Raw genomic sequence first — 26,180 nt, 5'->3', positions numbered from 1 at the left:
CTTCTTACAAGAAATCGGTTTTGCTGCCTCACAGGCGCAAAACCGAATTTTCGATTATAAATGTTCGTCGTCTTCTCGGTTTCTATCCTTTGTAGTGAAAGACAAATCCCTGCGCTCCAATTTAGTTGGTCATTAAAAAGCGACTGGTGGCTGTATGCCATTCATTGCGGTATCGCCTGAGGTAATTTACATGCCCTGCTTCTTTGAAGGTCACCAGTTGTTTTTTGCCTCCGAGGTTTTTGAACACATCATCTATTTCCTGCCTGGTCACGCGTTCATCTTCTTCTCCATAAAACAAGAGCGCAGGCACTTTTACGGACCGGGCATATTCTACGGGTTTATGTGCAAAACCCCAGAATCCGTTTTCCACACCACCCCAGAATACAAGGAAGCTGGTGAGTGGAAAAACGGGCACACCTACAGCTCTGAAACGAGCAGCAGCGGCCTGGTACAATGTTGCGAAAGGGCATTCAATAATAATAGCTTTAGGGCTGATAGGGTAATCATGCATGGCTTTTAGTACTGCCGCTGCCCCTTGTGAAGTGCCGAAGAGGTAAATGTTTTGCTCTCCTGTTCTTTGCAGGTGATCATATGCCACCTTTACATCTTTTGCTTCTTTATACCCAATCGTGGTTTGATCTCCTCCGGAACCTCCCGAACCCATAAAATCCACCAGCAGGGTGTTGTAACCCATGCCCAGGAATTCATCGGACTTATCCAGCATGGAAGACTTCTGCCCACTGTAACCATGAAAGATGATCACGGTCCCTTTGGGCTGAGGGGTTTTAATATACCAGCATTCTATCCGTTCATGGCTTTGCAGCTGAATTGTTTCAAAGGGCTGCGCCGGTGTTCTTTTATTAACGGGGCGTGGGTTATCTACGCCGAAACAGATCGTTTTCATTTTACCGGCGAACGACAGTTTGCGGGGATCTGTTTTGGGTGCTTTGGTATCTGTGAAATGGGTAAACTTATACGCATGAAAAGCGGCGAAGATGTTCACCAGTATAAACAGCGTAAGCAACGCCCATCCTATTCGTTTTAATATCCTTTTTAACATCCGGATGTCAAATAAACTATAATTATTTTAGTAACTATCACCCCGTCACTTTTACGTTTGCCGGAAACACGCAGCAGATACTTATCCCCTAATATTTCAAATGCATCGTCCTTCACTGTTTTTGCCTCTTTGAGGTGTTTGAGCCATTCTTCTCCACCTTGTTCTTTCACCGCAGCTTTCACTTCTTCCAGTGTAACTTCCGGGAAAATACGATAATCTTCCGGACTGTAGAATCTTGTCACAAAAGTGCTGTCGTTGTCCTTCAATAGTTCCTCCCATGTTGTATGGCCATGTTTCCAGTTATCCAGTTCATAGAACCCCTCTTCCGTAGCAATAGCCATATGCGTTTCCAGCCGTTCTTCTACTTTAATATCTGACAATTTATCTGATCTGATATAGATCTTTATCCCTTCCATGTTTTCACCGGGACCAGCTTCCAAAGTGACCGTATCCGGTTCAGTTCCTTCATTCGGTTCTTCACCCGCACTTGCCACCAAAGGTGCCAATGTTGCTTTAAAATCATCGAAAACAACATGGGTAAAAGTATCTACAGGGTCTGTTACATACTCTTTTTCTTCATTTGCCGGTATTACAAGCGCAGTGTCTTTAGCAAGGATAGTACTGTCTTCCGCAGCAGGAGGCAACGTACTGTTGCAGGCAGCCAAACAAAGTACCGCCAGGAGCATCAAATATTTCATAGGTCATTTCTTCTTTTTCGAAGATTTTGCAAACTTATTAAAATCCAGGGCTAAATTCACCCAGTAGGCTAATTGTTTTTTAGTTTTCAACACGTCTTCATCCACAAAGAAATATCCTTTCATCTCCCTTCCGTTATGTACCATGGGCTCCACGCCTTCTTTGCCAGCTATTTCTTCAAACATCACAGGATCTAATCTTACCATGATACTGCTTTCCCTGACAGCCACGCACATTTTATCGTTCACCATAAAGCAGAGGCCGCTGAACATCCTTTTTTCTTCCACATTTCCTTCTACAGCAGCGATCATTTCGCGTACGCTGTCGGCCATTTTTTCATTAAAAGCCATGGGCGGTGGTTTTAGTCCCTCAATTTAACAATTTCTTTCCATGCACCAGCCAAAGGAGTGGTTACTTTGGACAGGTCACCGCCCTCTATTTTAATATTCCTGTTAGCCATTCCTTCTACCTGCATGAATATTTTTGAAGGGCTTAATACCCGGGGAGCCTGAAATAATACATCCTGTACATCTATGCATCTTACAACTTCATCAACTCCGGTTATACTGCAGCCATTCAACGCAGCATCTTTCACATGGTCCAATACCATAGCCGGACGAAGATCGGGTGTTTGTGTCTGCAGCCTTACATTATTCATGGTCAACCCTTTGACGTTGCGGGCAAAAATTCCATGGGCCGGTGGCACGCCTATCACATAATATTCGCTGGCCACTTTGGGTACATCCCGAACAGCAGCTTGTTCTGCAGTGCCGCCACCGGGGAAAGTAATATGCACATCATCAAAAGAAATGTTCTCCAGGAATCCTTCATCCATACCATTAAGGATAATGCAGGAAAACATTTCCCCGGCATTGTATTTACTATCCTGCAGAGATTCTGTTAAGGGCAAAGGTTTCACAACTGTTGCACGGATATGGTTGAAGGAAATATTCTTCACAATACCCGGCTTCGGCAATACCTCTCCCGGTTGGGGACGTTGCGGGCCAAGGCCAATGGAAACAGGCCCTGTAACTCCCTGCATGATGATATTGGAAAAGGAGATGTTTTCGAAATGAGATAAATGATCGCATCTCATTTTAATGGGGCAGCCATATGTTTCATATATGAGACAGCCGGACACTGTTATATTCTCCGAATATCCGCCACCAAAGCGAAAAACAGACCATCTTGTACTGAAGGAACAATTGGTGATGGTCACATATTTGTTACTGCCGAAAAGCGCGCAGGCATCATCCTGGCATTTTACATCACAATTGCTGACATGTACATGTTCACTACTAATAAAGTGGAATCCATCATTATTATGGATCACACGGCTATGAATCCGTATGCCGTCCAGTTTCACCTCTTTGCAAACACAAACACGCACAGAATGATAAGCACTATTGGTAAGAAAGATGTCTTTGACGGAGAGATTTTTGCATTTATAGAAAAGAAGATGATGTGGTCGCTTATTTCCACTGATACCGGCGGGCGGAACTTCTCCTTTTACGGCACTTTTAAATAATACCCCCTGCCCATCAATGGTACCTTTACCTTCGATGCTTATATTCTCTGCATTGGCAGCAAAGATCAGCCCCACATTACCATCTCCCATTGTCCACTCCCCGGTTGTGGGTATCGCTTCGGCAGCATAATATTGTTTGCCGTCTCCTGTACCCAGTATTTTCCCCTGTGCAGCGATATGCAGGGTAACATTACTTTTTAATTCAAGGGTACCGGTAACAAATATGCCTGCTGGAATAAGTACCATTCCGCCCTGTGCCTGTGCGCAGGTATTGATGGCAGACTGGATGGCTTTGGTATCCAGGGTTACACCATCCCCCTGTGCGCCAAAATCACGTATGTTATAGATGCCGGAACTGGCAGCGGCCTTTGGAGCAGGGGCACCGAATACTTTTGTACCTGTGGCAAAGATAGATGCAGTAGTGATAAAGCCCAGCCAGTTGCGGCGGGACAGCATGTTATTGCTACTCGTCATAGTTTTCATTTTAAACGGGAATTATGCTAATATACTGCTTCTTTTGCCGCTTCAAATAGTCTATCGAGTGCCGTGTAAGTTTCTTTCGTTTGGCAATTAGTGAAGAAAATGAAGGCTTTACCTTTCTGAATATAAACCTGTGTGATAAAAGTGCCGGGGTTACCGGTATTCCTGATCACCAGGTCCCCTGCTTCATTCTTTTCCCAAAACCAGCCAATGGAAAATGTGGGCAGGCCGTGCAGGAGGAAATGGAATTCCCTCTGCGGCAGTACTTTTGTTTCTCCCTTTAATCCTTTCAATTGTAATTGGATGAATTTCACATAGTCCGGCAGGCTGATATTGATGTTACCTGCGACCAGCAACCACTCCAGCTTATAATTGTGCTGCGGCGGCTCGGGAACCAGTTGGGCATCATGCCCCCAGGTTTGCGTACTGTCCGTTTCATTAGGGTTGCCAAAGCCAAACCGGATACCCAGTTTATTCCCAAGGTCCTTTACGAGTTGCTTGTATGTTTTACCGGAAGCTTTTTCCAGCATGGCCCCTGCTACCACATAACCTGCATTGGTATAGCTCAATCCTTGTTTTGAAGCAACGGGAGGTTGTTCTAATAACCAGTTGGCAAACTGTATACGCTGTTCATCTTCATTGCCTGCAAAGCCGGCAGGTTCTTCATTGGTGTAAGTATAGGGAACAAGCGGTGCCCTGAAGCTGAGTAATTGTTGTAGTGTAATGTTCCGGTAGGCTGGGTTAGCTGTTGGCAAAAGCGTACTCACTTTCGTATTCCACCTGATCTTGCCTTCCTTTACCAGCAATGCAGCAATAAAACCGGTAATGGCTTTTGTATTGGAACCTATGCGAAACTTATCTTCTGGCGTTGCGGGAATGTTGCCTCGCTTATTTCCCAGCATCTGTATTTCATATACACTGTCTGCAGACAGGATAGCGTAACCCAGTGCGGGGATATGATATGCCGTTCTGATACTATCAGCGAAACCAGCCAGGTGCTGGCATTTTACAGAAATGGAAATAAGCAGGAGGGGGAAGCAGTATTTGTACATTTCTCCAAAGCTAAAACAAAAATACCTTCTCCCAAATGAGAGAAGGTACTGACATCCCGGACTATCACAATCCAGTAAAGACTTATAAGCAAATCACATATTTTCAGTAAGCATAAGCGACTGAAGCAAAAGTTGCGAAATTATTTTTCACATGGCTGTTATTTATTCGTTATCGTCTGTTGAAAGAAGCTGATCATATCTTTCCAGGAAGCACTGTCTGCTTTTGCATTGTACAACACGGGTTCTTCATGGTTAGTATGCGCAGGGTTTGTGAACCCATGCCTTGCACTATCATATACTTTGAAAGTATACCTTGCGCCGATGGAGTCCATTTGTTTCCTGAACTTCGCAACTTCTTCCGGTGTTACGAAAGGATCATCTCCTCCCTGGCAAACCAGTATGTCTGCCTTCAAAAGGTCTTTATTAGCAGGTGTGCCTACCAGGGTTCCATGAAAGCTCACGATCGCTTTCAGGGGAGTGCCCAGGCGAACGCTATTCAGCAGCATGCCTCCTCCAAAACAATATCCCACTGCAGCAATATTATTGGTATCCACCTGCGGGTATGTTTTCACTTTAGCAATGGCTGCATCTATGCGCCGCTGTGCCATGGATGGATTTTCATAGAATGGCAAGGAATAGGATAAGGCACTGTCCTGATTGGGAGCAGTTTTACCATTTCCGTAAATATCCACTGCCAGGGCTACATAACCCAGTTTGGCCAGTTCTCTTGCCCGGAACCTTGCATAATCATTGAGGCCATCCCATTCGTGCACCACCAGTACGGCCGGGCGGATGGAATCTTTGTCCTCATACACCAGGAAGCCATTCATTTGCACACCATCTCCCGTGTAGGTGATATTTTCTTCCTTTAGTTTCGGTGCTTCCTTTTCGGGTTGTTTAGCGGCATTATTACATGCTGCGGTAGCGATCAGCAGTAGAAAAAGCAGGTGTTTCATGATGATGGATTTTTCAGTCCTTTAAATTTACGACAGTTGGCATGATTTTTCTACATTTATGTCTATGAAGTACATTACCCTCATCCTGGCAGGATGGTTGTTTGTATCCTCCGCCTGCACAAAAAGTGAAACCCCGGCTCCTCCTCCCTCAACGGAAGAAGCCAAAATGCTAAACATCTCCTATGGTGCAGATGCCCGCAACAAAATGGATGTTTATCTTCCAAAGAACAGAACTGCTGCCACGCCTTTTGTGATCCTTATCCATGGTGGGGCATGGATAGCAGGTAATAAAGAAGATATGCATGGGTTCCAGGACCTTTTGCTGACGAGGGGTTTTGCGAGTATGTCCATGAGCTACCGGTTTGTGAATGCCACGGTGCATTATGAGCAGTTAATGGAGGATGTACACAAAGCAGTTACTTATTGTGCCTCCAAATCGGGGGAATGGAATATCCGCAGCACCAGGATCATTATCAGCGGTGCCAGTGCAGGAGCACATATGGCTTTACTCTACGGCTATAAATATGATGCAGATAACAGGATCAGCGGCATCATTTCTTTAGCAGGACCCACAGATGTTTCAGACCCGGCCATGCTGAACTATGCCGCAAGTATTGGCCTTGGCGGAGTAATAAATGCCCTGGCCGGCGCTACTTATGTACCAGGCCAGCCGGTAGATCCTAAATTCGCAGCGGCCAGTCCGCTTAAACAGGCTAAAAATATTCCCAGCCTGCTAATACATGGAACAGTAGATATGACAGTTCCTTACAGCCAGGCCGAATTGCTAAAGAACCATTTATCACAACTTGGCTACACCCACAAGCTGGTGACCATTGCTGGTGCAGGGCACGACCTGGGCCTCGCAGTACCGGCCAATCTCGTATTAGTGGAAAGCGAATTCAGGACCTGGGTAGAAACCTACAGCCGTTAGCTTTAATCCTTTTCGCATGGTTTAAAATCCGTTTCGGATGGCCGGGCAGGTTGCATCTTTCCGCAACTTTGGACCATGCATTCAAACCACATCATCATTGAAGGTGCCAGGGAAAACAACCTGAAAAATGTATCGCTGCGCATTCCAAAGCAACAGATCACTATTTTCACCGGTGTTTCAGGCTCCGGTAAATCCTCGATCGTTTTTGATACCATTGCCAATGAAGCGCAGCGGCAACTCTATGAAACCTTTACTGCCTTCATCCGTAACTTCCTGCCCAAATACAGCCGGCCTGCGGTAGATGACATCAAACATCTTTCTACAGCTATTGTAGTGGACCAAAAAAGGCTGGGCGGCAATTCCCGCTCCACATTGGGGACTATTACAGATATCAATCCTTTACTGCGCGTGTTATTTTCAAGAACAGGGCAACCCGCTACAGGCCCGGCACATATTTTCTCTTTTAATGACCCCGGTGGCATGTGCCCGGAATGCCAGGGTATCGGCAGAAAAGTGGGCCTGAACCTCAAATTGTTCCTGGACAAAACAAAGTCCCTCAACGAAGGTGCCATTACCTTTCCCACTTTTGCTGTAGGCACCTGGTACTGGAAAGTATATGCGCTCTCCGGGTACTTTGATAACGACAAAAAGCTCAATGATTACAGTCCCGAAGAATGGCAAAAATTGCTCTACGGCGAACCGGCGAAAGTTGATATCGGTGGTGAACTATCACTAACCTATGAAGGACTGATCGATAAATTCGATCGGCTCTATATCAAAAAAGATGGCGCCATGGCGGATTCTACCAAAAAAAGAGTTGAACCTTACATGACTACGGTAACCTGCACTGCCTGCGATGGTGCACGTTACAACCCAACCATCTTAGCCTGCATGATAGATGGGTACAACATTGCAGATATAACGGCGATGCAGGTGGATGAACTGATCAAAGTGATCGCTGCGATCAGCGACCCCGGTGTTACACCTATTGTTACAGGATTACAGGAAAGGTTACAGGCCCTGGTGGATATAGGACTGGATTATGTGAGCCTCGACAGGGAAACCACCACCCTCTCCGGCGGAGAATCCCAAAGGGTTAAAATGGTGCGGCATCTGAGCAGCAGCCTTACCGATATGTTGTATATCTTCGACGAACCCAGTGTGGGCTTACATCCCCGGGATGTACACCGGCTCAATGATCTTTTGCAACAGTTGCGGGATAAAGGCAATACAGTGATTGTAGTGGAGCATGATCCGGACGTGATCAAAATTGCGGACCATATTGTAGATGTAGGGCCGGAGGCTGGTACCAATGGAGGACATATCGTTTATGAAGGAAGTTATGAAGGGCTTTTACAGGCCGATACTTTAACAGGGCGGTACCTCAAACATGCTTTGCCCATCAAGCCGGCTTTCCGTTCCGCGAAAGGCAAGATCCATATTGAAAAGAGTTCATTACATAATTTGAAAGATGTATCGGTGGATATTCCGGAAGGAGTGCTCACAGCTGTAACAGGTGTGGCAGGATCCGGTAAAAGCACCCTGATCAATGAACTCTTCCTTCAGCAACATCCGGAAGCTATTGTAATAGATCAATCTGCGGTAGGTGCAAATGTACGCTCCAATGCAGGTACTTACACAGGGATCATGGATGCCATCCGCCAACTGTTTGGTGCGGCAAATAAAGTGAGCCCCTCCATGTTCAGCTACAATTCAAAAGGAGCCTGCAAAAATTGTAACGGGTTAGGTGTGATCGTAACAGACCTTGCTTTTATGGAAACTATCACTACGCCCTGCGAAGTATGTGGCGGGAAACGTTTCCAGGACGAAGTATTGCAATATAAACTGAATGGGAAGTCCATCAGTGATGTACTGGAAATGACGATCGCGGAAACGCTTACTTATTTTAAGAAAAAAGAACTCCAGACAAAATTGCGGGCCATTCACGATGTAGGGCTTGACTATCTCACACTCGGTCAACCACTCAGTACTTTATCCGGCGGAGAATGCCAGCGGTTAAAACTGGCCAGTGAATTACATAAGAAAGGAAGTTTGTATGTTATGGACGAACCCACTACCGGCCTGCACATGTCTGATATTGAACATCTGCTGCTCATCATGAACAGGCTGGTGGATAGCGGCAACACCGTGATAGTGATAGAACATAACCTGGATGTGATCCGAAATGCAGACTGGATCATAGACATCGGACCTGAAGGTGGTCACAAAGGCGGTCAGATCATTTTCGAAGGAACACCACGGGATATTTTGCAGGCGGAAGGATCACTCACAGGGAAATACCTGCGGCTCGCTCACAATACCAACTGAGTATGTAAACGTGTTAGCGTTTCCAGCGGGTCCTCACAAAAGCCGGGATGAATTTTAGAAGATTGAAGAATAGTACTGCGTGTAGCAGTGAGCCAGCGGAAACGGGAGGCTGGGTCTAATTTACCAATAGGCCCGGCATCCTTTCCACCTTTGCTGATATTTTCAAAGGACTGGATATATGTTTTCACTTCGGCAAGGTCTATGTCGCTACAAAAAGCACGCAGCTTTTCTTCATTCAAAGCAAACATGGCCTGTAAGAAGTTTAACTTCTTGCAGTAGAGGATCACACCAACATTGAGGAATTCTTCCCGTTCCACTCTTGGCACGATCCTTATAACGGCGTACTCAAATAAGTGCTGCTCTTGCATGTTGTGCTTCTTTTACAAATATTTCAGAGGATGCGATACGGGATTCCAGGAACTGTTCATATACCTTCCTGCCTTCTTCAGCAGAAGTTACCTGTTCATTGGCCAACAGCCATTCGTCCGGGATCAGCGATACGATTGCGTGAATACGTTCTTTTGTTAAGACAGCCCTGCATGCTGCATCTGCAACATCCAGTTCTGTGGCCCATGGTAATAATACATGGTCCTTCACCTGCACAAAAGGCCTTTTGGATTGTTCTTCCCAGTTAGACCAGGAATGATGAAAATATAATGCCGCGCCATGATCTATCAACCAAAGCTCCCTGTTCCACATGAGCATATTGGTATTCCTGGGTGTGCGGTCCACATTCGTGAGGAAGCAATCCAGCCATACGATCTTTGAAGCCAATGCAGGATCTACAGTAGATGCAGTGGGATCAAATGTGATGGCGCCGGAGAGATAATGTAACGCGAGATTAAGCCCCACGCTGGCTTTGTTCAGGTCCTGGATCTCTTCATCCGGTTCCGTACGGCCAAATGCAGCATCCAGGTTGGCAAAAACAAGTTCCGGTACTTTGAGGCCCAGCGCTCTGGCTGTTTCTCCTCCGATCAATTCAGCAATGAGGGCTTTGATCCCCTGGCCTGCACCACGGAATTTGAGCACATATAAAAAACCATCGTCTGCTTCTGCGATAGCAGGCAATGAGCCTCCTTCGCGAAGTGGTGTGACGTAGCGGGTCACGTTAACGGTCCTGATCGTATCTGATGAATGGGTCATTTGGGGATTGAAATTAGGCTAATTTTTTATAACTCACCACTGTGAGCACTCCTCCCAATAAAACGATCAATGCGCCTACCCATGGCGTAGCCTGCAAACCAAGTCCTGCGGCATCCACTACAACTCCTCCCACATATGCGCCTAAAGCAACACCCAGGTTAAAAGCGGATATGTTTAAGGAAGACGCCACATCCTCTGTGCCGGGTAAATACTTTTCTGCTAGTTGCACAATGTATAATTGCAAACCTGGCACGGTGGAGAATGATAAACCTCCCATAAAGAATAAAGTGATCACAGCGGCTACTTTGAACCAGGCGGTGAAGGAAAAGATCAATAATACGATCACCTGTAAAGCGAACATCCTTATCAATGCTTTTGCGGGATTGGTATTAGAGAGCTTTCCTCCTACCACGTTCCCTAAGGCAATGGCTACACCATACACCAATAATAACAGGCTGACAGAAGATGACGAAAATCCGGTGATCTTTTCCAACAGCGGGGCCAGGTAAGTGAAGGCTACAAAAGTACCGCCATAGCCAAATGCCGTGATCGCTAATACTAAAAGGATATGGCTATTCCCCAATACTTTCAGCTGATCTTTCAGTTTTAATGGTTGCCCGTTTTTGAGATTATTCGGTAATAGTAACATGGTGGCCAGGCATCCAATAATTCCCAAAAGGGCTACACCAATGAAAGTGGCACGCCAGCCGAAGTGTTGTCCTATAAAGGTTCCCAGGGGAACTCCTACAATAATGGCAATCGTTAACCCGGCAAACATGATGGCGATAGCGGTAGCCTTTTTATCCGGCGCCACCAATGTGGCTGCAATAGTAGCTCCCACGCCAAAGAATACCGCATGTGCAAAACCTGAAATAAAACGGGCAATGAGTAAAAAGGTGAAAGTAGGGGCTATGGCTGAAAGGATATGCCCTAATACAAATAAGGCCATCAGGGAAACCAGTAAAGGTTTCTTGGGCAAATTGCTGGTGAAGGCTGTAAGGATGGGGCCTCCGATGGCTACACCCAAAGCGTAGATGCTCACTAAAAATCCGGCAGAAGACACACTCACCTGGAGGCTCTGCGCAATGGTGGGCAATATACCCACAGCTACAAACTCTGTTGTTCCTATAGCAAAAGCACTGATCGTTAAGGCCCACAGCGCAGGAGGCAGGCCTTTTTTTGCTGGCGCCGGAGCTGGAAGCACCGCTGCCATATTTCCTTGTTGCATGATGTTTTTGATTTTACATCTGCAAAACTAGTCCCTCTTCAATTATTATCATAATAAGTAAAATAGTACCTTTGTATCATAAAACTGATGATATGCAGATTAGTCTTGAGTGGTTCAGAACCTTTAAAACGATCTATGAAACCGGCTCCCTTACAGTTTCCGCGAGAGCCTTATATATCTCTCAACCCGGTGTGAGCCTGCATTTGAACTCCCTGGAATCTTATGTGGGATATAAGCTGTTCGACAGGGCGGCCCGTAAAATGGTACCTACAGAGCGGGCGAAGGTGTTATATAATTATATCCTGGAGGCAGTGAACAAACTGGAACTGGCAGAAGAGCATTTCCATAAGAGTTCGGAAACCAATAAATCTACGATCAGTGTGGGGATGTGCCTGGAAACATTTCAGTTCACACTGGAGCAATACATTTCCACACTTCCATTTAACGTGATCATCAAATTCGGAGAATATACGGAGATGCAGGAAGACCTGGATAAAGGTTTGCTGGACCTCATTATTACACCGCAAAAAGGTAACCAGCAGAACCTGGAATACAAAGCTTTCTCCAAGGAACGCATCATCCTGGTAGGCGGTGCAAAGCAGGATAGTAAAGAGTTTGAGAAGCTGATCAAAGCAAAGAAATTCGCGGAAGCAGCACAGTGGTTAAAACAGCAGATCTGGTATAGTTCTGCGGGGGATGTAGAGAACCTCCGGAAGTTCTGGCATATGAACTTCAACACACACCCTGATTTCAAGCCTAATTATATTGTGCCTAACAAATGTTCGATTGTGCGCTGCCTGAGTGAAGGAAAAGGGTTTGCCATCATCCCGGATTTCTTATGCCGTAATGAATTGAAGGCAGGAAAAGTGAAAGAGGTATGGCAGGGTACTAACGTAATGGAGAACACGTTGTACTTCGGCAAGCGGAAGAAAACAATGTATACGGAAGAAATTAAACTGATTGAAAGCCTGTTTGAAAAAGAAGCTTAGATCCTTTTCATCGCTTCTCCCGGAAGGCCCAGAGGAATAGTCCAGGTATACATTTTCCGTCATGGCCTGTTGTACTTTGAGCCAGTTACGCTCATCGGCGCCATTGAAGATAGCGGTTACCGCAGATATGATCAGCTGTTCCATGCTGCTAATATAATAAAAAGCTTAACTTGATTTCATATGGAAACACAGGTGATCAAATGCAGCCTCGAAGCCATTCAGCCGCTTAGGGATTTATTCCTGCACGAAAGCAATTTTCAATTCGTCTGCAACAAGTGCCATGATTTTGGCTGGGCGGATACCTACCTCTTTACATCGGATGGAGTAGAGATAGGTTACGGTGCCGTTTGGGGAACAAACAAAAGGGAAGACAGGGATACGATCTTTGAATTTTATCTCCTTCCTACCTATAGAAAATCTGCACACCTGGTCTTTCCCTATTTTCATGCAGCATGTGGCGCTACGCTCATTGAATGTCAAACGAATGATCCCCTGTTAACTTCCATGTTATATGCTTTCAGCTCTAACATACAGGCAGAAGCTGTCTTGTTTGAAGAAGATCATACCAGTACGCTTACTATACCCGGCGTCACATTCCGCAAAAGGGAGGAAAAGGATGAAATGGGAGATGACGACAGCACTTATGTACTGGAAAGGAATGGTGAAATAGTAGCCAGCGGAGGCTTTGTATGGAGTTACAATATGCCGTACATAGATATCTATATGCAGGTAAAAGAGCCTTACCGGCAGCAGGGCTTGGGCAGCCTGATCGTACAGGAATTAAAGAAAGAAGCTTACCTTTTGAAAAGGGTACCTGCTGCCCGGTGTAATATCAGCAATCATCGTTCAAAGGCCACTTTACTGAAAGCAGGATTTAAGGTTTGCGGGTATAGGGTGAAAGGAACTATTCAATAATTTTTAATTAATATTCACGCATGATACGTGCGGTTACCATAAAAGATCTTATTGCATGGCAGGGAAATATTCCGCTGGCAGATGTACGCACACCCGCAGAATTTGAACATGGGCATATGCCTGGTGCATTTAATCTTCCCATATTCAGTAATGAAGAACGGGTGGAAGTAGGTACCACATATAAACAACAGGGAAAGGAAGCTGCTATTCTGCTGGGATTTGACCTCACAGGTAATAAGTGGTCTGGCTTTGTAAGGCAAGCCCTTGAAATAGCTCCCGGAAAAAAAATAGCGCTCCATTGCTGGCGTGGTGGCATGCGCAGTGGTGCTATGGCTTGGGCACTGGACCTCTATGGTTTTGAAGTATACCTGGTAAAAGGCGGGTATAAAAGTTATCGCAGATGGGCGCTGGAACAATTTGAAGCAAAGTATCCGCTTGTAGTATTAGGCGGAAAGACCGGTTCCGGCAAAACAAAGATCCTCCATCAGATGCAGGCCCTTGGAGAACAAATGATAGACCTGGAAGAAATTGCACAGCACCAGGGTTCTTCTTATGGCACAATGAATAAACTGGTACAACCTACACAGGAACAATTTGAAAACAACCTGGCAGATCAATTGGCAAAACTGGATAAGCAACGAAAAATATGGATAGAAGACGAAAGCCTGACCATAGGAAAACGCTTTATCCCAAAACCTTTATGGAACCAGATGGAAGCTGCCATACTGATCGACCTAAAGGTCCCTGATGCACAAAGGGTACAAACGCTGGTACAGGAATACGGCGTATTGGACAAAGATTTCCTGGTAGAATGTACGGAACGTATCCATAAACGCCTGGGACCTGAACAAACAAAAAATGCAGTAGCCGCCATCCGGGAAGGGCGTATGAGTGAATTCATAGAACTCGTGCTGGTCTATTATGATAAGACTTATCGTACCGGCTTATCCAGAAGGCACGCCAGCCAGGTATTCCCGATAGAACTTGAAAATAATGATTTCATAAAAAATGCAGGAAAGGTCCTGGATTTTGTACATACAGAAGCAACAATCATATGAACGAAGAAATAAGGCTCACACAATATTCCCATGGAGCAGGCTGCGGCTGCAAGATCAGCCCTGCCATCCTTGATAAGATCCTTCATAGCACAGTAGCCATGCCTGCCGATCCACGTTTGCTGGTAGGCAATGATAAAAGGGACGATGCAGCAGTATTGGACCTCGGCAATGGCTCCGCACTTATTTCCACTACAGATTTCTTTATGCCCATTGTGGATGATGCTTTTGACTTTGGCAGGATCGCTTCTGCAAATGCAATCAGCGATGTGTATGCGATGGGCGGGAAACCAGTACTGGCCATAGCTATACTCGGCTGGCCTATCGAAAAGCTGCCTCCCGAAACTGCCCAAAGAGTGCTGGAAGGGTCCAGGGCCATTTGTGCAGAAGCCGGTATCACACTGGCGGGAGGCCATAGCATCGATTGCCCGGAACCCGTGTTTGGCTTGGCAGTAAACGGCATCGTAAACATTCCCCAACTAAAACAGAATTCAACTGCCACAGCAGGATGCAGGCTTTATCTAACCAAAGCCCTGGGAGTAGGCATACTTTCCACAGCACAAAAAAGAGGACTGTTGCTTCCGGAAGATGCAGCACTGGCTGTAAAAAGCATGACAACCCTTAATAAAGCGGGGGCAGTATTTGCAGCACTGGACAGTGTAAAAGCCATGACAGACGTTACCGGCTTCGGTCTACTGGGGCATCTGGCTGAAATGTGCGAAGGCAGTGGTTTATCTGCCACTATTGAATTTGATAAAGTACCAATGATCGCGTCCCTCCCTTATTACCTGGAAAGGAATTGTTTCCCCGGTGGTACACAACGGAATTGGAGCAGCTATGGCCAGAAAATAGGAGCAGTTTCTGATACACAGAAATATGTACTCGCCGACCCGCAGACAAGTGGTGGATTATTGGTGGCAGTTGCACCGGAAGGTATTGAAGAGTTTGAAGGTCTCCTGCGGGAACAGGGATTACCTGTCAGCCCGTTTGGTACACTCAAAGCACAAGATGAAGGCCCCCTGATCAATGTTACCTGAGGCACTTCATCAAGAAATGGCCGCAGATGGTGAAAATCAATTTTACAAGCCATTAATAGCAGGATGTTTAATAAAAAAAGGTGAAGCCCGCTTCTCCATACTGTTACTACCTGGTTCCACGATAGGTGCTAAAGAACGCACCTACATTGGCAGTACACCTGCTGCACCAACACCTATACCTTGTATTTTGTAAAAGCCGGCGACAATATCTTCCTCTTCACAGTTCCTTCCGGAAACTTATTAATTGGCACGGAACACTTTAGCTTTACTATGAACAGAAAACAGGTAAGTACAGAAGCGGACGCTGTGTGTATCAAAAACGAACAGTTCCGAATTATTTACTATTGATAATCAAGCCTTTATTTGCTGGCCCTTTTCTTGTTCGGTACCTTCGTCACTCAACGGGAAAGGTATGTTCGCAAATTATTTCAAAACAGCCTGGCGCAATCTGCTGAAGAATAAATTCTATTCGCTGGTTAATATTACAGGATTAACGGCCGGCTTAGCTATTGGCATTATGATCCTGCTATGGGTGCAGGACGAATTGAGCTTTGATAAATTCCATCAGCAGGCTGATCAGATCTACCGTTTGCAGAACCGTGTGGGTACCGGCAGCAGTGTACAGATCTGGACGGTGACCAATGCACCCATTGCCCTATCTGGTAAAACACAGTTGCCGGAAGTGAAAGCATTCGCACGCATCACAAATAACTATTTCCATGCCAATTACAGAGCCGGAGAAAAGGTATTCATTGAAGAAAATACTTTCCTTGTTGATCCCTCCTTCTTTTCAATATTCGATTTTAAGCTGATTGCCGGAAACAGTAAGCGTCCTTTTACCGATGATCATACCGTGGTGCTTACACAAAAAACAGCCAAACGTTATTTTGGCGATGCAGATCCCATCGGCAAAGTGATCCTGGGAGATAATAAAGAAAGCTATACTGTGAGTGGTGTCATCAAAGATTTTCCGCTGAATTCGAGCATCCAGGGAGATATGTTCTTTCCCATAGAACTGATCAACAAATTCAAATACGCAACCAGGAAAGGAAGCATCAACGAGGAATGGGATGAATATAATTTCTTTACTTATCTGCTCTTGGAACCCGGCACAAATACCAATACACTTTCAGATAAACTCCGCTCCATACATCTTGCCAACCGGCCTAAAGACACGGACATTAAATACCTGTTGCAGAAAATAGAGAATATGCATTTGTACCAGGCAGATGGTACTAATGGCGGCATAAGCACGGTGCGTACTTTCACTATTATTGCATTGCTGATCCTGATCATTGCCTGCATTAATTATGTGAACCTGTCCACCTCCCGATCCATGCTTCGTTTCAAGGAAGTGAGCATGCGAAAGATCTTTGGCGCTATGCGCATTCAGTTATTTTTCCAGTTCATTATAGAAACAGCCATCCTCTTCCTCTTTTCCCTATTACTGAGCCTGATATTGATCTATGTATCGCTGCCATTGTTCAACAAAATATCAGGAAAGGAAATGGTTATCAATTTTGCGGACTATCATATCTGGATGGTGATATTATTAGCAGGGCTGGGAACATTGGCAGCCTCCAGTATTTATCCTGCTATGCTGCTATCTTCTTTTGATCCTATCAGGGCGTTGAAAGGGAAAGTATCTTCCGGCATCAGGGGAGTTACCTTCCGCAAGGTACTGGTGGTAAGCCAATTCACTATTTCAGTAGCATTGATCACGGGCACTATTATTATCGGTCAGCAATTAAAATATATCCAGACGAAAGACCTGGGTTATGATAAAACACATGTGTTCTCCTTCTGGCTCCGCGATGCCAATGAACATGCAGAGGCCATCAGGAACCAATTAATGAATGCACCGGGTGTATCAGGTGTAACACAGGCAAACGGATATATTGCCATGCTGGGCGCACAAAGTGGCAGCAATTCATGGGATGGGAAAGGGGCAGACCAGACTTTAATGATGTATCCTTTAAGCGTCGACAAAGAATTTATTCCTTTCTTTAAGCTGCAATTACTGGAAGGCCGTAATTTCTCCGGCACCCCTGCTGATTCCAATCACTACATCCTGAACGAAACTGCCGTGAAACAAACAGGGATCAAAGATCCTTTGGGGAAACGATTTAAATTGTGGGAAGTGGAAGGAACGATTATAGGTGTAGTGAAGGATTTCCATTTTGCCTCCTTAAAAAAAGAGATACAACCGGCTGTATTTTATTCCAAACCTCAGCTGAACAATTCAATATTTGTTAGAACAACCGGTAAAGATGCTGCAAAAGCGGTAGCTGCCGCCAGGGCAATATGGGATAAACATAATCCTGGCATAGATTTTCAGTATTCTTTTATGGACCAGGTATTCAATGATATTTATAAGGCAGAAGAGGGGAGAAGCATGCTCTTCAATTCATTTGCTGCCATTGCTATTCTAATATCCTGCCTGGGGTTACTGGGGCTTACTGCTTATACTGCACAGGTACGAACCCGTGAAATAGGTGTGCGGAAGGTGTTAGGGGCCAGTGTGAGCAGTATCATCAGCCTGCTTACGAAAGACTTCATCCGCCTGGTACTTATTGCTATCCTGATCGCTGTTCCTGTATCATGGTACGCCATGAGTAAATGGCTGGATGATTTTGCTTACCGGACTACTATAAGCTGGATGGTTTTCCTGGTTTCAGGGCTAATAGCTGTGTCCATTGCTATACTTACCATCAGTTTCCTTTCCATTAAGGCAGCTTTGGCTAATCCGGCTAAAAGTCTGACTGCTGATTAACTTGTCGCAAAACGCCCTTTAAGTATACGAATGCCCTATCCTAAGCCTATGTCAAGCCTATGTGGACCATTGGAATGATATGCTTACCTTAGCGGACATTTTTAAAGTAATATGATGAGTAACAAATGTCAGCTTTGTCAAAGCGAAACCACGCTTAAAACGTATGAGGTACCACCCGAAACGAGCAATAATCCAGACAACAGCATCCTGATCTGTTCGAAATGCCTGGCGCAAATAGACAAGAAGGAAGAATTAGACAGTAATCACTGGCGTGTTCTATCAGAAACCATGTGGAGTGAGGTGCCGGGTGTACAGGTGGTATCCTGGCGGATGCTGAACCGTTTAAAACAGGAAAGCTGGGCTATGGAGAACCTGGATATGATGTACCTCGCAGATGAAATACTGGCTTGGGCTAAAGCTACCGGGGACCATGAAAATGATGGCACAGTAGACCTTCATAAAGATGCGAATGGCAATCAACTGCTAACAGGCGATACCGTCATTTTAACTAAATCACTGGATGTGAAGGGTTCTACCCTTAATGCTAAGATGGGCACTGTGGTGAAGAACATTAAATTAGTAGAAGAGAATACAGAACAGATCGAAGGTAAGATAGAAGGGCAGGTGATTGTGATCCTTACGAAATATGTGAGAAAACAAGGTTAATTAAAAAGAAGCCGCCTCTGCAATAAAAGGCGGCTTCTTTATTTAATATTCTTCCCATCAACATAAAAACCGCCGGCTCCTTAGAACCAGCGGTTTCCATTCAGATATTATTGCTTAGCGGGTCATCTCTTCTATCTTCTTATACAGGGCTTCTCCTTTGAGGCCACGTGCCACTACCCTTCCTTTGGCGTCCAGCAGGAAATTATCCGGCACTGCATTGATGCCAAAAAATACAGCTACAGGTTCCTCCCATTTCTTTAAGCCGGATACGTGGTACCAGGGCATGCCGTCTTTCACGATCGCATCTTTCCAGCGTTGTGCATTATCATCCAGGGATACGCTGATGATCTCAAAACCTTTAGAATGGAAAGAATTGAAGGCTTTCACCACGTTTGGATTTTCTGCACGGCAGGGAGCACACCAGCTGGCCCAGAAATCTACCAGGGTTACTTTTCCTTTGCTCACTACATCATTCAGATGGAGTTCATTGCGCGCAGTATCCAGTGAAGTAAAGGAAGGCATCACAGTACCTATTTTCGTTTTCTTCGCTACTTCCAGTCTTCCCGCCAGTTCTTTACCTGTAGGAAATTGTTTCAGGGATGGGTCGAGCTTTTCAAAGAGGGGTGCGGTTACTGAATAATTCATTGTGGCCCCGGCGAGTTGATTAATCGCTACCAGGGAAATGAATGACTTCGGATGTTCCTTTACGAAACGGATGTTTACCTGTTTAACAGAATCCTGCAAGGCGGCGTACTCTTTTTCCAGTTCTTTGAACGCTGGTTCTTCCCGTTTTTCCTTTGGCGTAGCCATAGCGGTTGTCCTCAATGCTCCCAGTCTTTTCAGGATCGGCGAGGTAGCATTTTCCAGTTCCTGGTTATCTACATTCACCCGGTGGGCTTTAAGGATGCTGGTTTTAACAGAATCTGTTCCTTCCAGTAAAATTAAACCTGGTTCCAAATAGAAACGTTTGTTATCAGCGATCTCATTCTTTTTCATTGGGCGCATGGAACGGAGGCCGATCGATATCGGTTCTTTGAAATCCTTTTTGATCTCAAAGCGGCCGTCTGTTACAATGATCGTGTCGATCGCTATCTGGTTATCTTTTACATAGATGAGGGCTATGGAATCCTGTCCTTTCCAGTTGCTGATATGCCCTTTCAGGTGGTATTCCTTTTGTTGCCCGAAACTCATGAATGGCGTCAGGAGAGATATGATGATGATGAATTGTTTCATTGTTTTCTTTTTTTGCTTATTCGTAACCGGGATTTTGGCTGAGATTGGGATTTTTTTGCCTTTCGCCCAGTGGGATAGGGAGGATGAGGTTAGTAGTGTTCCAGCCTGTTTTGTGTGCGTTATAAATAGCGTCTGCCTGGCCGGTACGTTTAACATCCAACCAGCGATGGCCGAGTTCTCCAAATAATTCTGTAAACCGCTCTTTGTAAATGGCTTGCAGCAGGTCTGCTTTGCTGATACCAGGGTTGGTATTTTTGATCAATGGCAAACCGGCGCGGTAACGAATGGAATCAATGTCTGTAATGGCCTCTGCAAGTTTATCCTGCTGTGCTCTGGCTTCTGCGCGGATGAGATATTGTTCTGCCAATCGCAGCATAATGGAACCTTCTGCTTTTGCACCTGCCTGTGTGTTGCCGAATACTTTGTATTTCTGCACTCCGGGAAATCCGTCTGCGCCGGTTTTTGTCCATTTGATCCTGCGTTGGTCGCCAGCTTCAAAAGAAGCCAGCAGCCAGGTACTTAAACGAAATGGCACATTGGTGGTGGGAGTAGCATTGCCGGTTAACTTGCTGGCCTCATAAACATAGAGGTTTGCACCGGCAGGGGCTATCTGCCAGATCGCTTCAGGAGAAGTGAGTAAGGAGATCCCGTTCAGGGAATCCAGTTTATAAGGGCCTACGTTAATCACTGCGCTGGCTTGTTTTTCTGCTTCTGCCCAGTTTTTCCTGTACAGATAGACTCTTGCCAGCAATGCAGTGGCTGACCATTTATTGGCGCGGATGCGAATACCTTCTTTTGTATAAGCTTCGCCTGTTTTTTCCTGTGCAAACAAAAGGTCCTCTTCTATCTGTTTCCATACTTTTTCTGGCGCACTCCGGGGTGCCAATGCATTAACGCGGTAATCCGATGTAAGCAACAAGGGCACAGAGTCAAAACAATTCACCAGGTAGAAATAGTTCAATGCTCTGAGGAAGTGACCTTCACCCAATAATTGATCTTTAGTTCGGGGTGTAACACCGGGCGATTTTTCTACATTTTCCAGTAAAACATTAGTTTGGTAGATCATATTGTACAATGGCCCCCACAATACACTACTAACGTTTCCGTTTGTATTGGTTAATTTGAATTCGAAGAATTGCTGTTCATCTGCAGAGTAGGTAAGCTTTACGAACTCATCAGATGCTATACCAAGATTAGTGGTCAATCCTCCGGAAAAAGGCCCCGTTCCCAAAGCGAACTGTGTACTGGCATAAATACCACGTGCTGCGGAGTTCGCCTTTCCATCATCTGCAAATACAGCAGATGTATTCAGTTGGGTGATGGGTAAGGGTACCTCTACAAATTTGTTGCAGGCCGCAACAGTCGTTAGCATCAATGCCCCTGCAATTAATATTTTATATCGTTTCATTTCTTTCAATTGATCAATTTAGATATTCACTTGTATACCGGCCGTGATAGTTTTTAGTGGCGGGATCCTGAACATGAAGGTGGTTTCCGGATCGCTATCCTTGTTCCTGGCGAAAGTGAACAAGTTCTGCGCATGCGCATATACCCTCACACTCTGCATTTTGATCTTCTTCAACCAATTGCCTGGAAGATCATAGGACATGGATACTGTTTTTAATCTCAGATAGGTAGCGTCCGAATAAGTTGCATTAGAGGAATTGGCGGAAGTCCATCCAGTTAAACCATTTGCAGGGATCGTACCATTGGTTGTGAATTTCTGATAAGGTGTTACATCACCAGGTTTCTGCCAGCGGTTGAGTGCTATATAGGGCACATTCTGTAAACCACCAACAGGTACAGAGGCAAAGTTAGCAGTAGTAAGAGAAGCCAACCAGTTCCTGCCCATCTGACTGCTGAACTGCAGGAAAACCCCCAGTTGAAAACCTTTATAGCTGAAATTATTCTGCATACCTCCGAAATATTTCGGATCTGTATTAAAGAGCGGCTGCAGATCGCCATTTACTGCCGATACCTGATAGGTGCCGTTCTTGTTCAGATCTTCCACGGTATACAATCCCGTTTGAGGATCCACACCAAGGTTCTTACTCACGAAAATGAGGTTAAGCGGTTGCCCTATTACATATCTTGAAGCATAACTCGTCTGGCTCAGATTAGGGAAGCGCAGCAATTTATTCTTCGGAACAGTGAAGTTAAAATTGGTCGTCCAGTTGAAATCTTTGCTTTTAATGTTGGTGGTATTCAGCGTAAATTCAAAACCACTGTTTTCCAATAACACACCCTGAAGGTTGGCAGTGATGCTGCTAAAACCGGTAGTGAGGGGCAAAGGATAATCAACCAGCGGGTCGCTGGAATGGTTCCGGTACCATGCTGTTGTGAAGAGGATACGATCCTCCAGGAAACCTAGTTCCAGCGCTACTTCCAGCTTCAGGTTCTTTTCCCAGTGCAGGTCTGGTTTAAACAGGCTGGTGGGTGTAAAGGCCGCTGAATCTTTATAAGTAGGATAATAAATATAAGAGGTATATGAATCGATGTATTTATAGTCCCCGATCTTGTCGTTCCCTGTTATTCCATAACTTCCTCTCAATTTACCATAGCTGATGGCTGGATATGCTTTCATGAATTCTTCGTTGGTGAAGAGCCATGCAGCACCTACCGCACCAAAGTTGGAGAAGCGGAAATTAGGCCCAAAACGGCTGGAACCATCTCTTCTTCCAGAAAAATTTACTAAGTACTTATTGTTGTAATTATAAGTAAGCCGGCCAAAGAATGCCTGATATTTATATTCATTGAGGATACTGGTGGGATTCACAAAGGCTGTAGCAGGGATACCTACCAATGAGCCAATGAATTCATCGCTTGTATATCCGTTGATCCCGAAGCTATATCCGTTATTGCGCTGACTTTGAAAAGTTGCACCACCCAATACATTCAATGATCCTTTTCCAATGTAAGTATTATAATCGATCTGCGGCTCTACGATCCAGCTTTTGAAACTATTGTTGCCGAACCTGGCCCTGCCTGTGAGGTCTGCTGTAGTAGGATTTATCGACGTTTTAGGGGTAATTGCCAGTTCATCTATTTTTACCTGGTTATAGCCAATATTACTTCTGATGTACAATCCTTTCCAGATATTATAGGACAGATTAACGTTGGCATTCAGGTTATCTGTTTTCCCTGTATACTTTTGTAAAGTATACGCGAGCGGGTTATCAGACACTATACCTTTTTCATTCCACATTAATCCACCAACTGAATCGTATAACTGATAATTGGGCGGGAGAATGAGTTTGCTGGCTAGGTCTGTGGCGGTAGCGGTATTGAGGGCAGAAGAGAAATTACCACTGAAAGTAGCCGTGAATTTTTGGTCCTCAGAACGGGAAGTGATATTGAAATTAGCGGAAGCTCTTGAGTTGGGGAATGTTCCGGGATATACATCTGTTTCCCTGAAATATCCTCCACCTACCAGGAACTGAACAAGATTGTTTCCTCCGGATAAGGATGCCTGAACGTTCGTCATGGAGGCTGTGCCACCGATCAATTGTTTGGTCAGGTTATTATCACGGGTAGTGTCCCAGAGTAAAAGATCATATGCAGTAGCATTGGTCATTGCCTTATTATCGTTTCTGAATGCCTCTTTACGCATGGCCACATAATCTTTTGTGCTCAATAGGTTGGGTAACTTCACACGGCTGCCACCAGTTTCTGCTTTAAGATTAAAACGGGTAGCTCCTGCTTTGGCCCTTCTGGTGGTGATCATGATCACACCATTTGCACCACGGCTTCCATAAATGGCGGTAGCATCTGCATCTTTCAGTACTTCAATACTTTCTATGTCCGTCATGTTCACACTGTAGAAAGGGCTAAGACCAGAAAGACCACCACCGCTGATAGAGCTGGTTACCATATTGATCTTATTATTACCTGTAGCCATAGGTACTCCATCAATGATGAACAATGGTTCATCTGAGGCACCATTGGTTTGATCTATCTGTGTGCGGCCACGGAGTTGAACTTTGAAAGCAGAACCAGGTACACCGGTTGTTTGTGTGATCACTAAACCTGCTACACGCCCCTGCAATGCCGCCAGGGGATCAGATACGGGTGCTTCATTCAGTTCTTTACCGGATACTTTAGCAATGTTTCCTGTATTCGCTCTTTGAGAGGTGGTACCATAAGCCTGTACTACAGCCTCATCTAATTTACTGACATACTTCTCCAGCACGATCCGCAAAACCCTGGAAGCCGGTACAACCACTTCTTTCGATTGAAAACCAATAAAAGTGATCACCAATGTTTCGCCTACATTGGCTGTGATGGAGAATTTACCATTGCCATCGCTGGCTGTTCCGTTATTCGTTCCTTTCACTTTAATAAAGGCTCCCGGCAAATAAACACCATCTGTTCCCATTACCAATCCGGTAACTTCCACCGGAACAGGAGCTGCTGCTTCAATTACAGGTTGGTCCAACTGGCTGATGATCACATTTCCGTTTTTGATGGACCATGCGAGCTTACTGTTCTTAAGTGCCTCTATGAGGAAGAGCTTCAGCGGAAGGTTCTTTGCAGATACGGAGATAGGCGCTACTGCTTTCACGGCTTCCATATCGTAAAACACCAGGTAACCTGTTTGTCTTTTTATTTCTGAGAAAACCTGCGCCAGCGGCAGGTCCTGGCCAGACAAAGTAACAGTCTGCGCCGTGCCTTTATTAGCGGACACCTGCAGGCAGAAAACGATGAGGAAGAAAGCGGTCAAACGCATTATTCGCAGTGTTTTAATCAGGAAACTATGGCTATCACTCGTTTCCATGGTTGATTTTGGTCCTATACGCCGCGGCATAGGATGGCCTTTACAAAGCACATTAATTTGCATACTTTCGTACTGTTGAATGGTTGATTAATAAGTAGTCTTACCCAGACTTTTTCTATTCTATTGACCAGACGACCTGCCGCTCCGGTTGCACCCGGGGCGGCTTTTTTCTGATAAATTCCTTTTGGTTGTTACGGCATTACGACCAGCTTGTTTCCTTCCTCGATCCTCACGTTTACTTTCATCACCTGCATTACTTCCACGATATCAGAGAGGTATAGGCTGCGCGACAGCTCCCCGCCAAAGGTCCTGCGTGGTATGGCTCCTTTATATATTACGTCTACATTATACCAGCGTGAAAGCTGGCGCATTACTTCTGCCAGGTCTTTCTGTTCAAAATGGAAGACACCATTCTTCCAGGCGATCACCTGTGTTTTTTCCATTGTACTCAGGTCTCTCACTATGATGCCTCTCGCCTGCTGGCCTGGCCTGAGCGTTACTTTTTCCATTCCCTGTGTTACTTCCACCTTACCCTCCAGCAGGCTGGTTTGGATACTTTCCTCATCCTGGTAGGCATTTACGTTGAAGTGTGTGCCCAGTACCTTCACTTCTGTATTATCATAGAGCCTCACCTTAAAAGGTTTAGCAGCATCGTGGCTCACTTCGAAATAGGCTTCCCCCCTTACTTCCACGCTTCTTTCGTTTCCTATGAAAACAGTGGGGAAACGGATGGAAGAAGCCGCATTCAGCCATACAACAGAATTATCCGGCAGCGTGATCTTAAACTGCCCTCCTTTTGGCGTGGAGAGGGTATTGTATACCGGCTCCAGCTCTTCTTTTGCATTATATACCAGTTCTCCTCCCTGTTGGCTGATAGCAGTTTTCCCCTGCAACAGCACCTGGCTGCCTGTACTATCCAGCGCAACCTGTGAACCATCCGCTAATGTAAGGATGGCTTTATTCGTACCCGGCGCCACATCGATCTTTGCTGTTTGCGCAGGTTGTTGTTTCTCCGGTAACAGGAAATAAACGGCACTGCCGGCTATCAGCAAAATAGCAGCAGCAGCCCACCAGCGCATATTTCTCTTAACGGGAATAGTTGGTTTGATCCGTTGATAGATCTCTTCCGCGTCTGCCGGCTCCAGTGTAACATCCACGGTATGTTTAGCCATCAGATCATCCAGCAGCATATCATTGGGTTCGCCGGGAATGGCGTTCCTCAGGGCCTCCATTAATTCCTCACGCTCTTGCGGCGTGCAGGTTTTATCATAAAAACGTCCGAGCAGATAATCCCATCTTTCGTTTTGCATATTATTCAGGCCTGTTTACTGTATTG

General features: G+C 45.4%; 21 protein-coding genes. 8 read left to right on the top strand and 13 right to left on the bottom strand.

Annotated elements, in window-relative coordinates:
• Positions 1-121: 121 nt before the first annotated feature.
• From BUR42_RS25020 to BUR42_RS24995, 6 genes are all read right to left on the bottom strand, one after another.
• Positions 122-1,060, bottom strand: coding sequence for an alpha/beta hydrolase (locus BUR42_RS25020; RefSeq protein ID WP_074242288.1), 939 nt, complete (start codon positions 1,058-1,060; stop codon positions 122-124).
• Positions 1,054-1,758, bottom strand: a complete 705-nt coding sequence (locus BUR42_RS25015; protein ID WP_074242287.1) for a hypothetical protein — start codon at positions 1,756-1,758, stop codon at positions 1,054-1,056. The genes BUR42_RS25020 and BUR42_RS25015 overlap by 7 nt, the downstream gene beginning before the upstream one ends.
• 3 nt (positions 1,759-1,761) lie before the next feature.
• Positions 1,762-2,106 carry a TfoX/Sxy family protein gene (locus BUR42_RS25010; protein ID WP_074242286.1) on the bottom strand — a complete coding sequence of 115 codons (345 nt, stop codon included), beginning with the start codon at positions 2,104-2,106 and terminating at the stop codon, positions 1,762-1,764.
• A gap of 11 nt (positions 2,107-2,117) precedes the next feature.
• Entirely contained in the window at positions 2,118-3,758 is a 1,641-nt protein-coding gene (locus BUR42_RS25005) for a glycoside hydrolase family 28 protein (protein WP_143197569.1), read from the bottom strand.
• Positions 3,759-3,784: 26 nt separating this feature from the next.
• Positions 3,785-4,816, bottom strand: a complete 1,032-nt coding sequence (locus BUR42_RS25000) for a serine hydrolase domain-containing protein (protein ID WP_074242284.1) — start codon at positions 4,814-4,816, stop codon at positions 3,785-3,787.
• 158 nt (positions 4,817-4,974) lie between these two features.
• Positions 4,975-5,772 carry a dienelactone hydrolase family protein gene (locus BUR42_RS24995; RefSeq protein WP_074242283.1) on the bottom strand — a complete coding sequence of 266 codons (798 nt, stop codon included), beginning with the start codon at positions 5,770-5,772 and terminating at the stop codon, positions 4,975-4,977.
• Between the two features lie 64 nt (positions 5,773-5,836).
• On the opposite strand from BUR42_RS24995, the gene BUR42_RS24990 reads away from it, so the two are divergent.
• Together BUR42_RS24990 and BUR42_RS24985 are read left to right on the top strand one after the other, a co-directional pair.
• A complete protein-coding gene (locus BUR42_RS24990) occupies positions 5,837-6,703 on the top strand; it encodes an alpha/beta hydrolase (protein ID WP_159442346.1) in 867 nt (288 codons plus the stop codon).
• Between the two features lie 75 nt (positions 6,704-6,778).
• Positions 6,779-9,031: an ATP-binding cassette domain-containing protein gene (locus BUR42_RS24985; RefSeq protein WP_074242281.1), complete on the top strand. Its 2,253-nt coding sequence runs from the start codon at positions 6,779-6,781 to the stop codon at positions 9,029-9,031.
• Here the strand turns inward: BUR42_RS24985 and BUR42_RS24980 are convergent.
• Genes BUR42_RS24980 through BUR42_RS24970 form a run of 3 tightly spaced genes read right to left on the bottom strand, consistent with a single transcriptional unit; the run spans position 9,016 to position 11,402 of the window.
• A complete protein-coding gene (locus BUR42_RS24980; RefSeq protein ID WP_074242280.1) occupies positions 9,016-9,399 on the bottom strand; it encodes a DUF3037 domain-containing protein in 384 nt (127 codons plus the stop codon). The genes BUR42_RS24985 and BUR42_RS24980 overlap by 16 nt on opposite strands.
• A complete protein-coding gene (locus BUR42_RS24975; RefSeq protein ID WP_074242279.1) occupies positions 9,377-10,174 on the bottom strand; it encodes a HipA family kinase in 798 nt (265 codons plus the stop codon). The genes BUR42_RS24980 and BUR42_RS24975 overlap by 23 nt, the downstream gene beginning before the upstream one ends.
• A 13-nt stretch (positions 10,175-10,187) precedes the next feature.
• Positions 10,188-11,402 carry an MFS transporter gene (locus BUR42_RS24970; RefSeq protein ID WP_084185814.1) on the bottom strand — a complete coding sequence of 405 codons (1,215 nt, stop codon included), beginning with the start codon at positions 11,400-11,402 and terminating at the stop codon, positions 10,188-10,190.
• A 92-nt stretch (positions 11,403-11,494) separates the two neighbouring features.
• On the opposite strand from BUR42_RS24970, the gene BUR42_RS24965 reads away from it, so the two are divergent.
• From BUR42_RS24965 to BUR42_RS24940, 6 genes are all read left to right on the top strand, one after another.
• Positions 11,495-12,391: a LysR family transcriptional regulator gene (locus BUR42_RS24965; RefSeq protein WP_074242278.1), complete on the top strand. Its 897-nt coding sequence runs from the start codon at positions 11,495-11,497 to the stop codon at positions 12,389-12,391.
• 180 nt (positions 12,392-12,571) lie between these two features.
• Positions 12,572-13,306 carry a GNAT family N-acetyltransferase gene (locus BUR42_RS24960; RefSeq protein WP_074242277.1) on the top strand — a complete coding sequence of 245 codons (735 nt, stop codon included), beginning with the start codon at positions 12,572-12,574 and terminating at the stop codon, positions 13,304-13,306.
• A gap of 20 nt (positions 13,307-13,326) precedes the next feature.
• Entirely contained in the window at positions 13,327-14,364 is a 1,038-nt protein-coding gene (gene mnmH, locus BUR42_RS24955) for a tRNA 2-selenouridine(34) synthase MnmH (protein ID WP_074242276.1), read from the top strand.
• Complete coding sequence (gene selD / locus BUR42_RS24950) at positions 14,361-15,398, top strand: selenide, water dikinase SelD (RefSeq protein ID WP_074242275.1); 1,038 nt, start codon at positions 14,361-14,363, stop codon at positions 15,396-15,398. The genes mnmH and selD overlap by 4 nt, the downstream gene beginning before the upstream one ends.
• A gap of 412 nt (positions 15,399-15,810) precedes the next feature.
• A complete protein-coding gene (locus tag BUR42_RS24945) occupies positions 15,811-18,171 on the top strand; it encodes an ABC transporter permease (RefSeq protein ID WP_074242274.1) in 2,361 nt (786 codons plus the stop codon).
• Positions 18,172-18,285: 114 nt separating this feature from the next.
• Entirely contained in the window at positions 18,286-18,837 is a 552-nt protein-coding gene (locus BUR42_RS24940; RefSeq protein ID WP_234979797.1) for a PhnA domain-containing protein, read from the top strand.
• A gap of 114 nt (positions 18,838-18,951) precedes the next feature.
• On the opposite strand, the gene BUR42_RS24935 is transcribed toward BUR42_RS24940, so the two are convergent.
• The 4 genes from BUR42_RS24935 to BUR42_RS24920 form a co-directional block, all read right to left on the bottom strand.
• Positions 18,952-20,070 carry a TlpA disulfide reductase family protein gene (locus tag BUR42_RS24935; RefSeq protein ID WP_074242272.1) on the bottom strand — a complete coding sequence of 373 codons (1,119 nt, stop codon included), beginning with the start codon at positions 20,068-20,070 and terminating at the stop codon, positions 18,952-18,954.
• A 16-nt stretch (positions 20,071-20,086) separates the two neighbouring features.
• Entirely contained in the window at positions 20,087-21,478 is a 1,392-nt protein-coding gene (locus BUR42_RS24930) for a RagB/SusD family nutrient uptake outer membrane protein (protein ID WP_074242271.1), read from the bottom strand.
• 18 nt (positions 21,479-21,496) lie between these two features.
• The gene (locus BUR42_RS24925) at positions 21,497-24,796 is read right to left on the bottom strand and encodes a SusC/RagA family TonB-linked outer membrane protein (protein WP_159442345.1); all 3,300 of its coding nucleotides are present in this window, start codon (positions 24,794-24,796) and stop codon (positions 21,497-21,499) included.
• Between the two features lie 239 nt (positions 24,797-25,035).
• The gene (locus tag BUR42_RS24920) at positions 25,036-26,154 is read right to left on the bottom strand and encodes a FecR family protein (protein WP_074242270.1); all 1,119 of its coding nucleotides are present in this window, start codon (positions 26,152-26,154) and stop codon (positions 25,036-25,038) included.
• Positions 26,155-26,180: the final 26 nt, after the last annotated feature.

The organism is Chitinophaga niabensis, from assembly GCF_900129465.1.
Lineage (GTDB): Bacteria > Bacteroidota > Bacteroidia > Chitinophagales > Chitinophagaceae > Chitinophaga > Chitinophaga niabensis.
This window is presented reverse-complemented; position numbering and strand designations above follow the sequence as displayed.

Bases quoted from the DNA above. Each gene is read 5' to 3' on its own strand.
- BUR42_RS25020 (WP_074242288.1), bottom strand. From the start codon at position 1,060: ATGTTAAAAAGGATATTAAAACGAATAGGATGGGCGTTGCTTACGCTG.
- BUR42_RS25015 (WP_074242287.1), bottom strand. From the start codon at position 1,758: ATGAAATATTTGATGCTCCTGGCGGTACTTTGTTTGGCTGCCTGCAAC.
- BUR42_RS25010 (WP_074242286.1), bottom strand. From the start codon at position 2,106: ATGGCTTTTAATGAAAAAATGGCCGACAGCGTACGCGAAATGATCGCT.
- BUR42_RS25005 (WP_143197569.1), bottom strand. From the start codon at position 3,758: ATGACGAGTAGCAATAACATGCTGTCCCGCCGCAACTGGCTGGGCTTT.
- BUR42_RS25000 (WP_074242284.1), bottom strand. From the start codon at position 4,816: ATGTACAAATACTGCTTCCCCCTCCTGCTTATTTCCATTTCTGTAAAA.
- BUR42_RS24995 (WP_074242283.1), bottom strand. From the start codon at position 5,772: ATGAAACACCTGCTTTTTCTACTGCTGATCGCTACCGCAGCATGTAAT.
- BUR42_RS24990 (WP_159442346.1), top strand. From the start codon at position 5,837: ATGAAGTACATTACCCTCATCCTGGCAGGATGGTTGTTTGTATCCTCC.
- BUR42_RS24985 (WP_074242281.1), top strand. From the start codon at position 6,779: ATGCATTCAAACCACATCATCATTGAAGGTGCCAGGGAAAACAACCTG.
- BUR42_RS24980 (WP_074242280.1), bottom strand. From the start codon at position 9,399: ATGCAAGAGCAGCACTTATTTGAGTACGCCGTTATAAGGATCGTGCCA.
- BUR42_RS24975 (WP_074242279.1), bottom strand. From the start codon at position 10,174: ATGACCCATTCATCAGATACGATCAGGACCGTTAACGTGACCCGCTAC.
- BUR42_RS24970 (WP_084185814.1), bottom strand. From the start codon at position 11,402: ATGCAACAAGGAAATATGGCAGCGGTGCTTCCAGCTCCGGCGCCAGCA.
- BUR42_RS24965 (WP_074242278.1), top strand. From the start codon at position 11,495: ATGCAGATTAGTCTTGAGTGGTTCAGAACCTTTAAAACGATCTATGAA.
- BUR42_RS24960 (WP_074242277.1), top strand. From the start codon at position 12,572: ATGGAAACACAGGTGATCAAATGCAGCCTCGAAGCCATTCAGCCGCTT.
- mnmH (WP_074242276.1), top strand. From the start codon at position 13,327: ATGATACGTGCGGTTACCATAAAAGATCTTATTGCATGGCAGGGAAAT.
- selD (WP_074242275.1), top strand. From the start codon at position 14,361: ATGAACGAAGAAATAAGGCTCACACAATATTCCCATGGAGCAGGCTGC.
- BUR42_RS24945 (WP_074242274.1), top strand. From the start codon at position 15,811: ATGTTCGCAAATTATTTCAAAACAGCCTGGCGCAATCTGCTGAAGAAT.
- BUR42_RS24940 (WP_234979797.1), top strand. From the start codon at position 18,286: ATGAGTAACAAATGTCAGCTTTGTCAAAGCGAAACCACGCTTAAAACG.
- BUR42_RS24935 (WP_074242272.1), bottom strand. From the start codon at position 20,070: ATGAAACAATTCATCATCATCATATCTCTCCTGACGCCATTCATGAGT.
- BUR42_RS24930 (WP_074242271.1), bottom strand. From the start codon at position 21,478: ATGAAACGATATAAAATATTAATTGCAGGGGCATTGATGCTAACGACT.
- BUR42_RS24925 (WP_159442345.1), bottom strand. From the start codon at position 24,796: ATGCGTTTGACCGCTTTCTTCCTCATCGTTTTCTGCCTGCAGGTGTCC.
- BUR42_RS24920 (WP_074242270.1), bottom strand. From the start codon at position 26,154: ATGCAAAACGAAAGATGGGATTATCTGCTCGGACGTTTTTATGATAAA.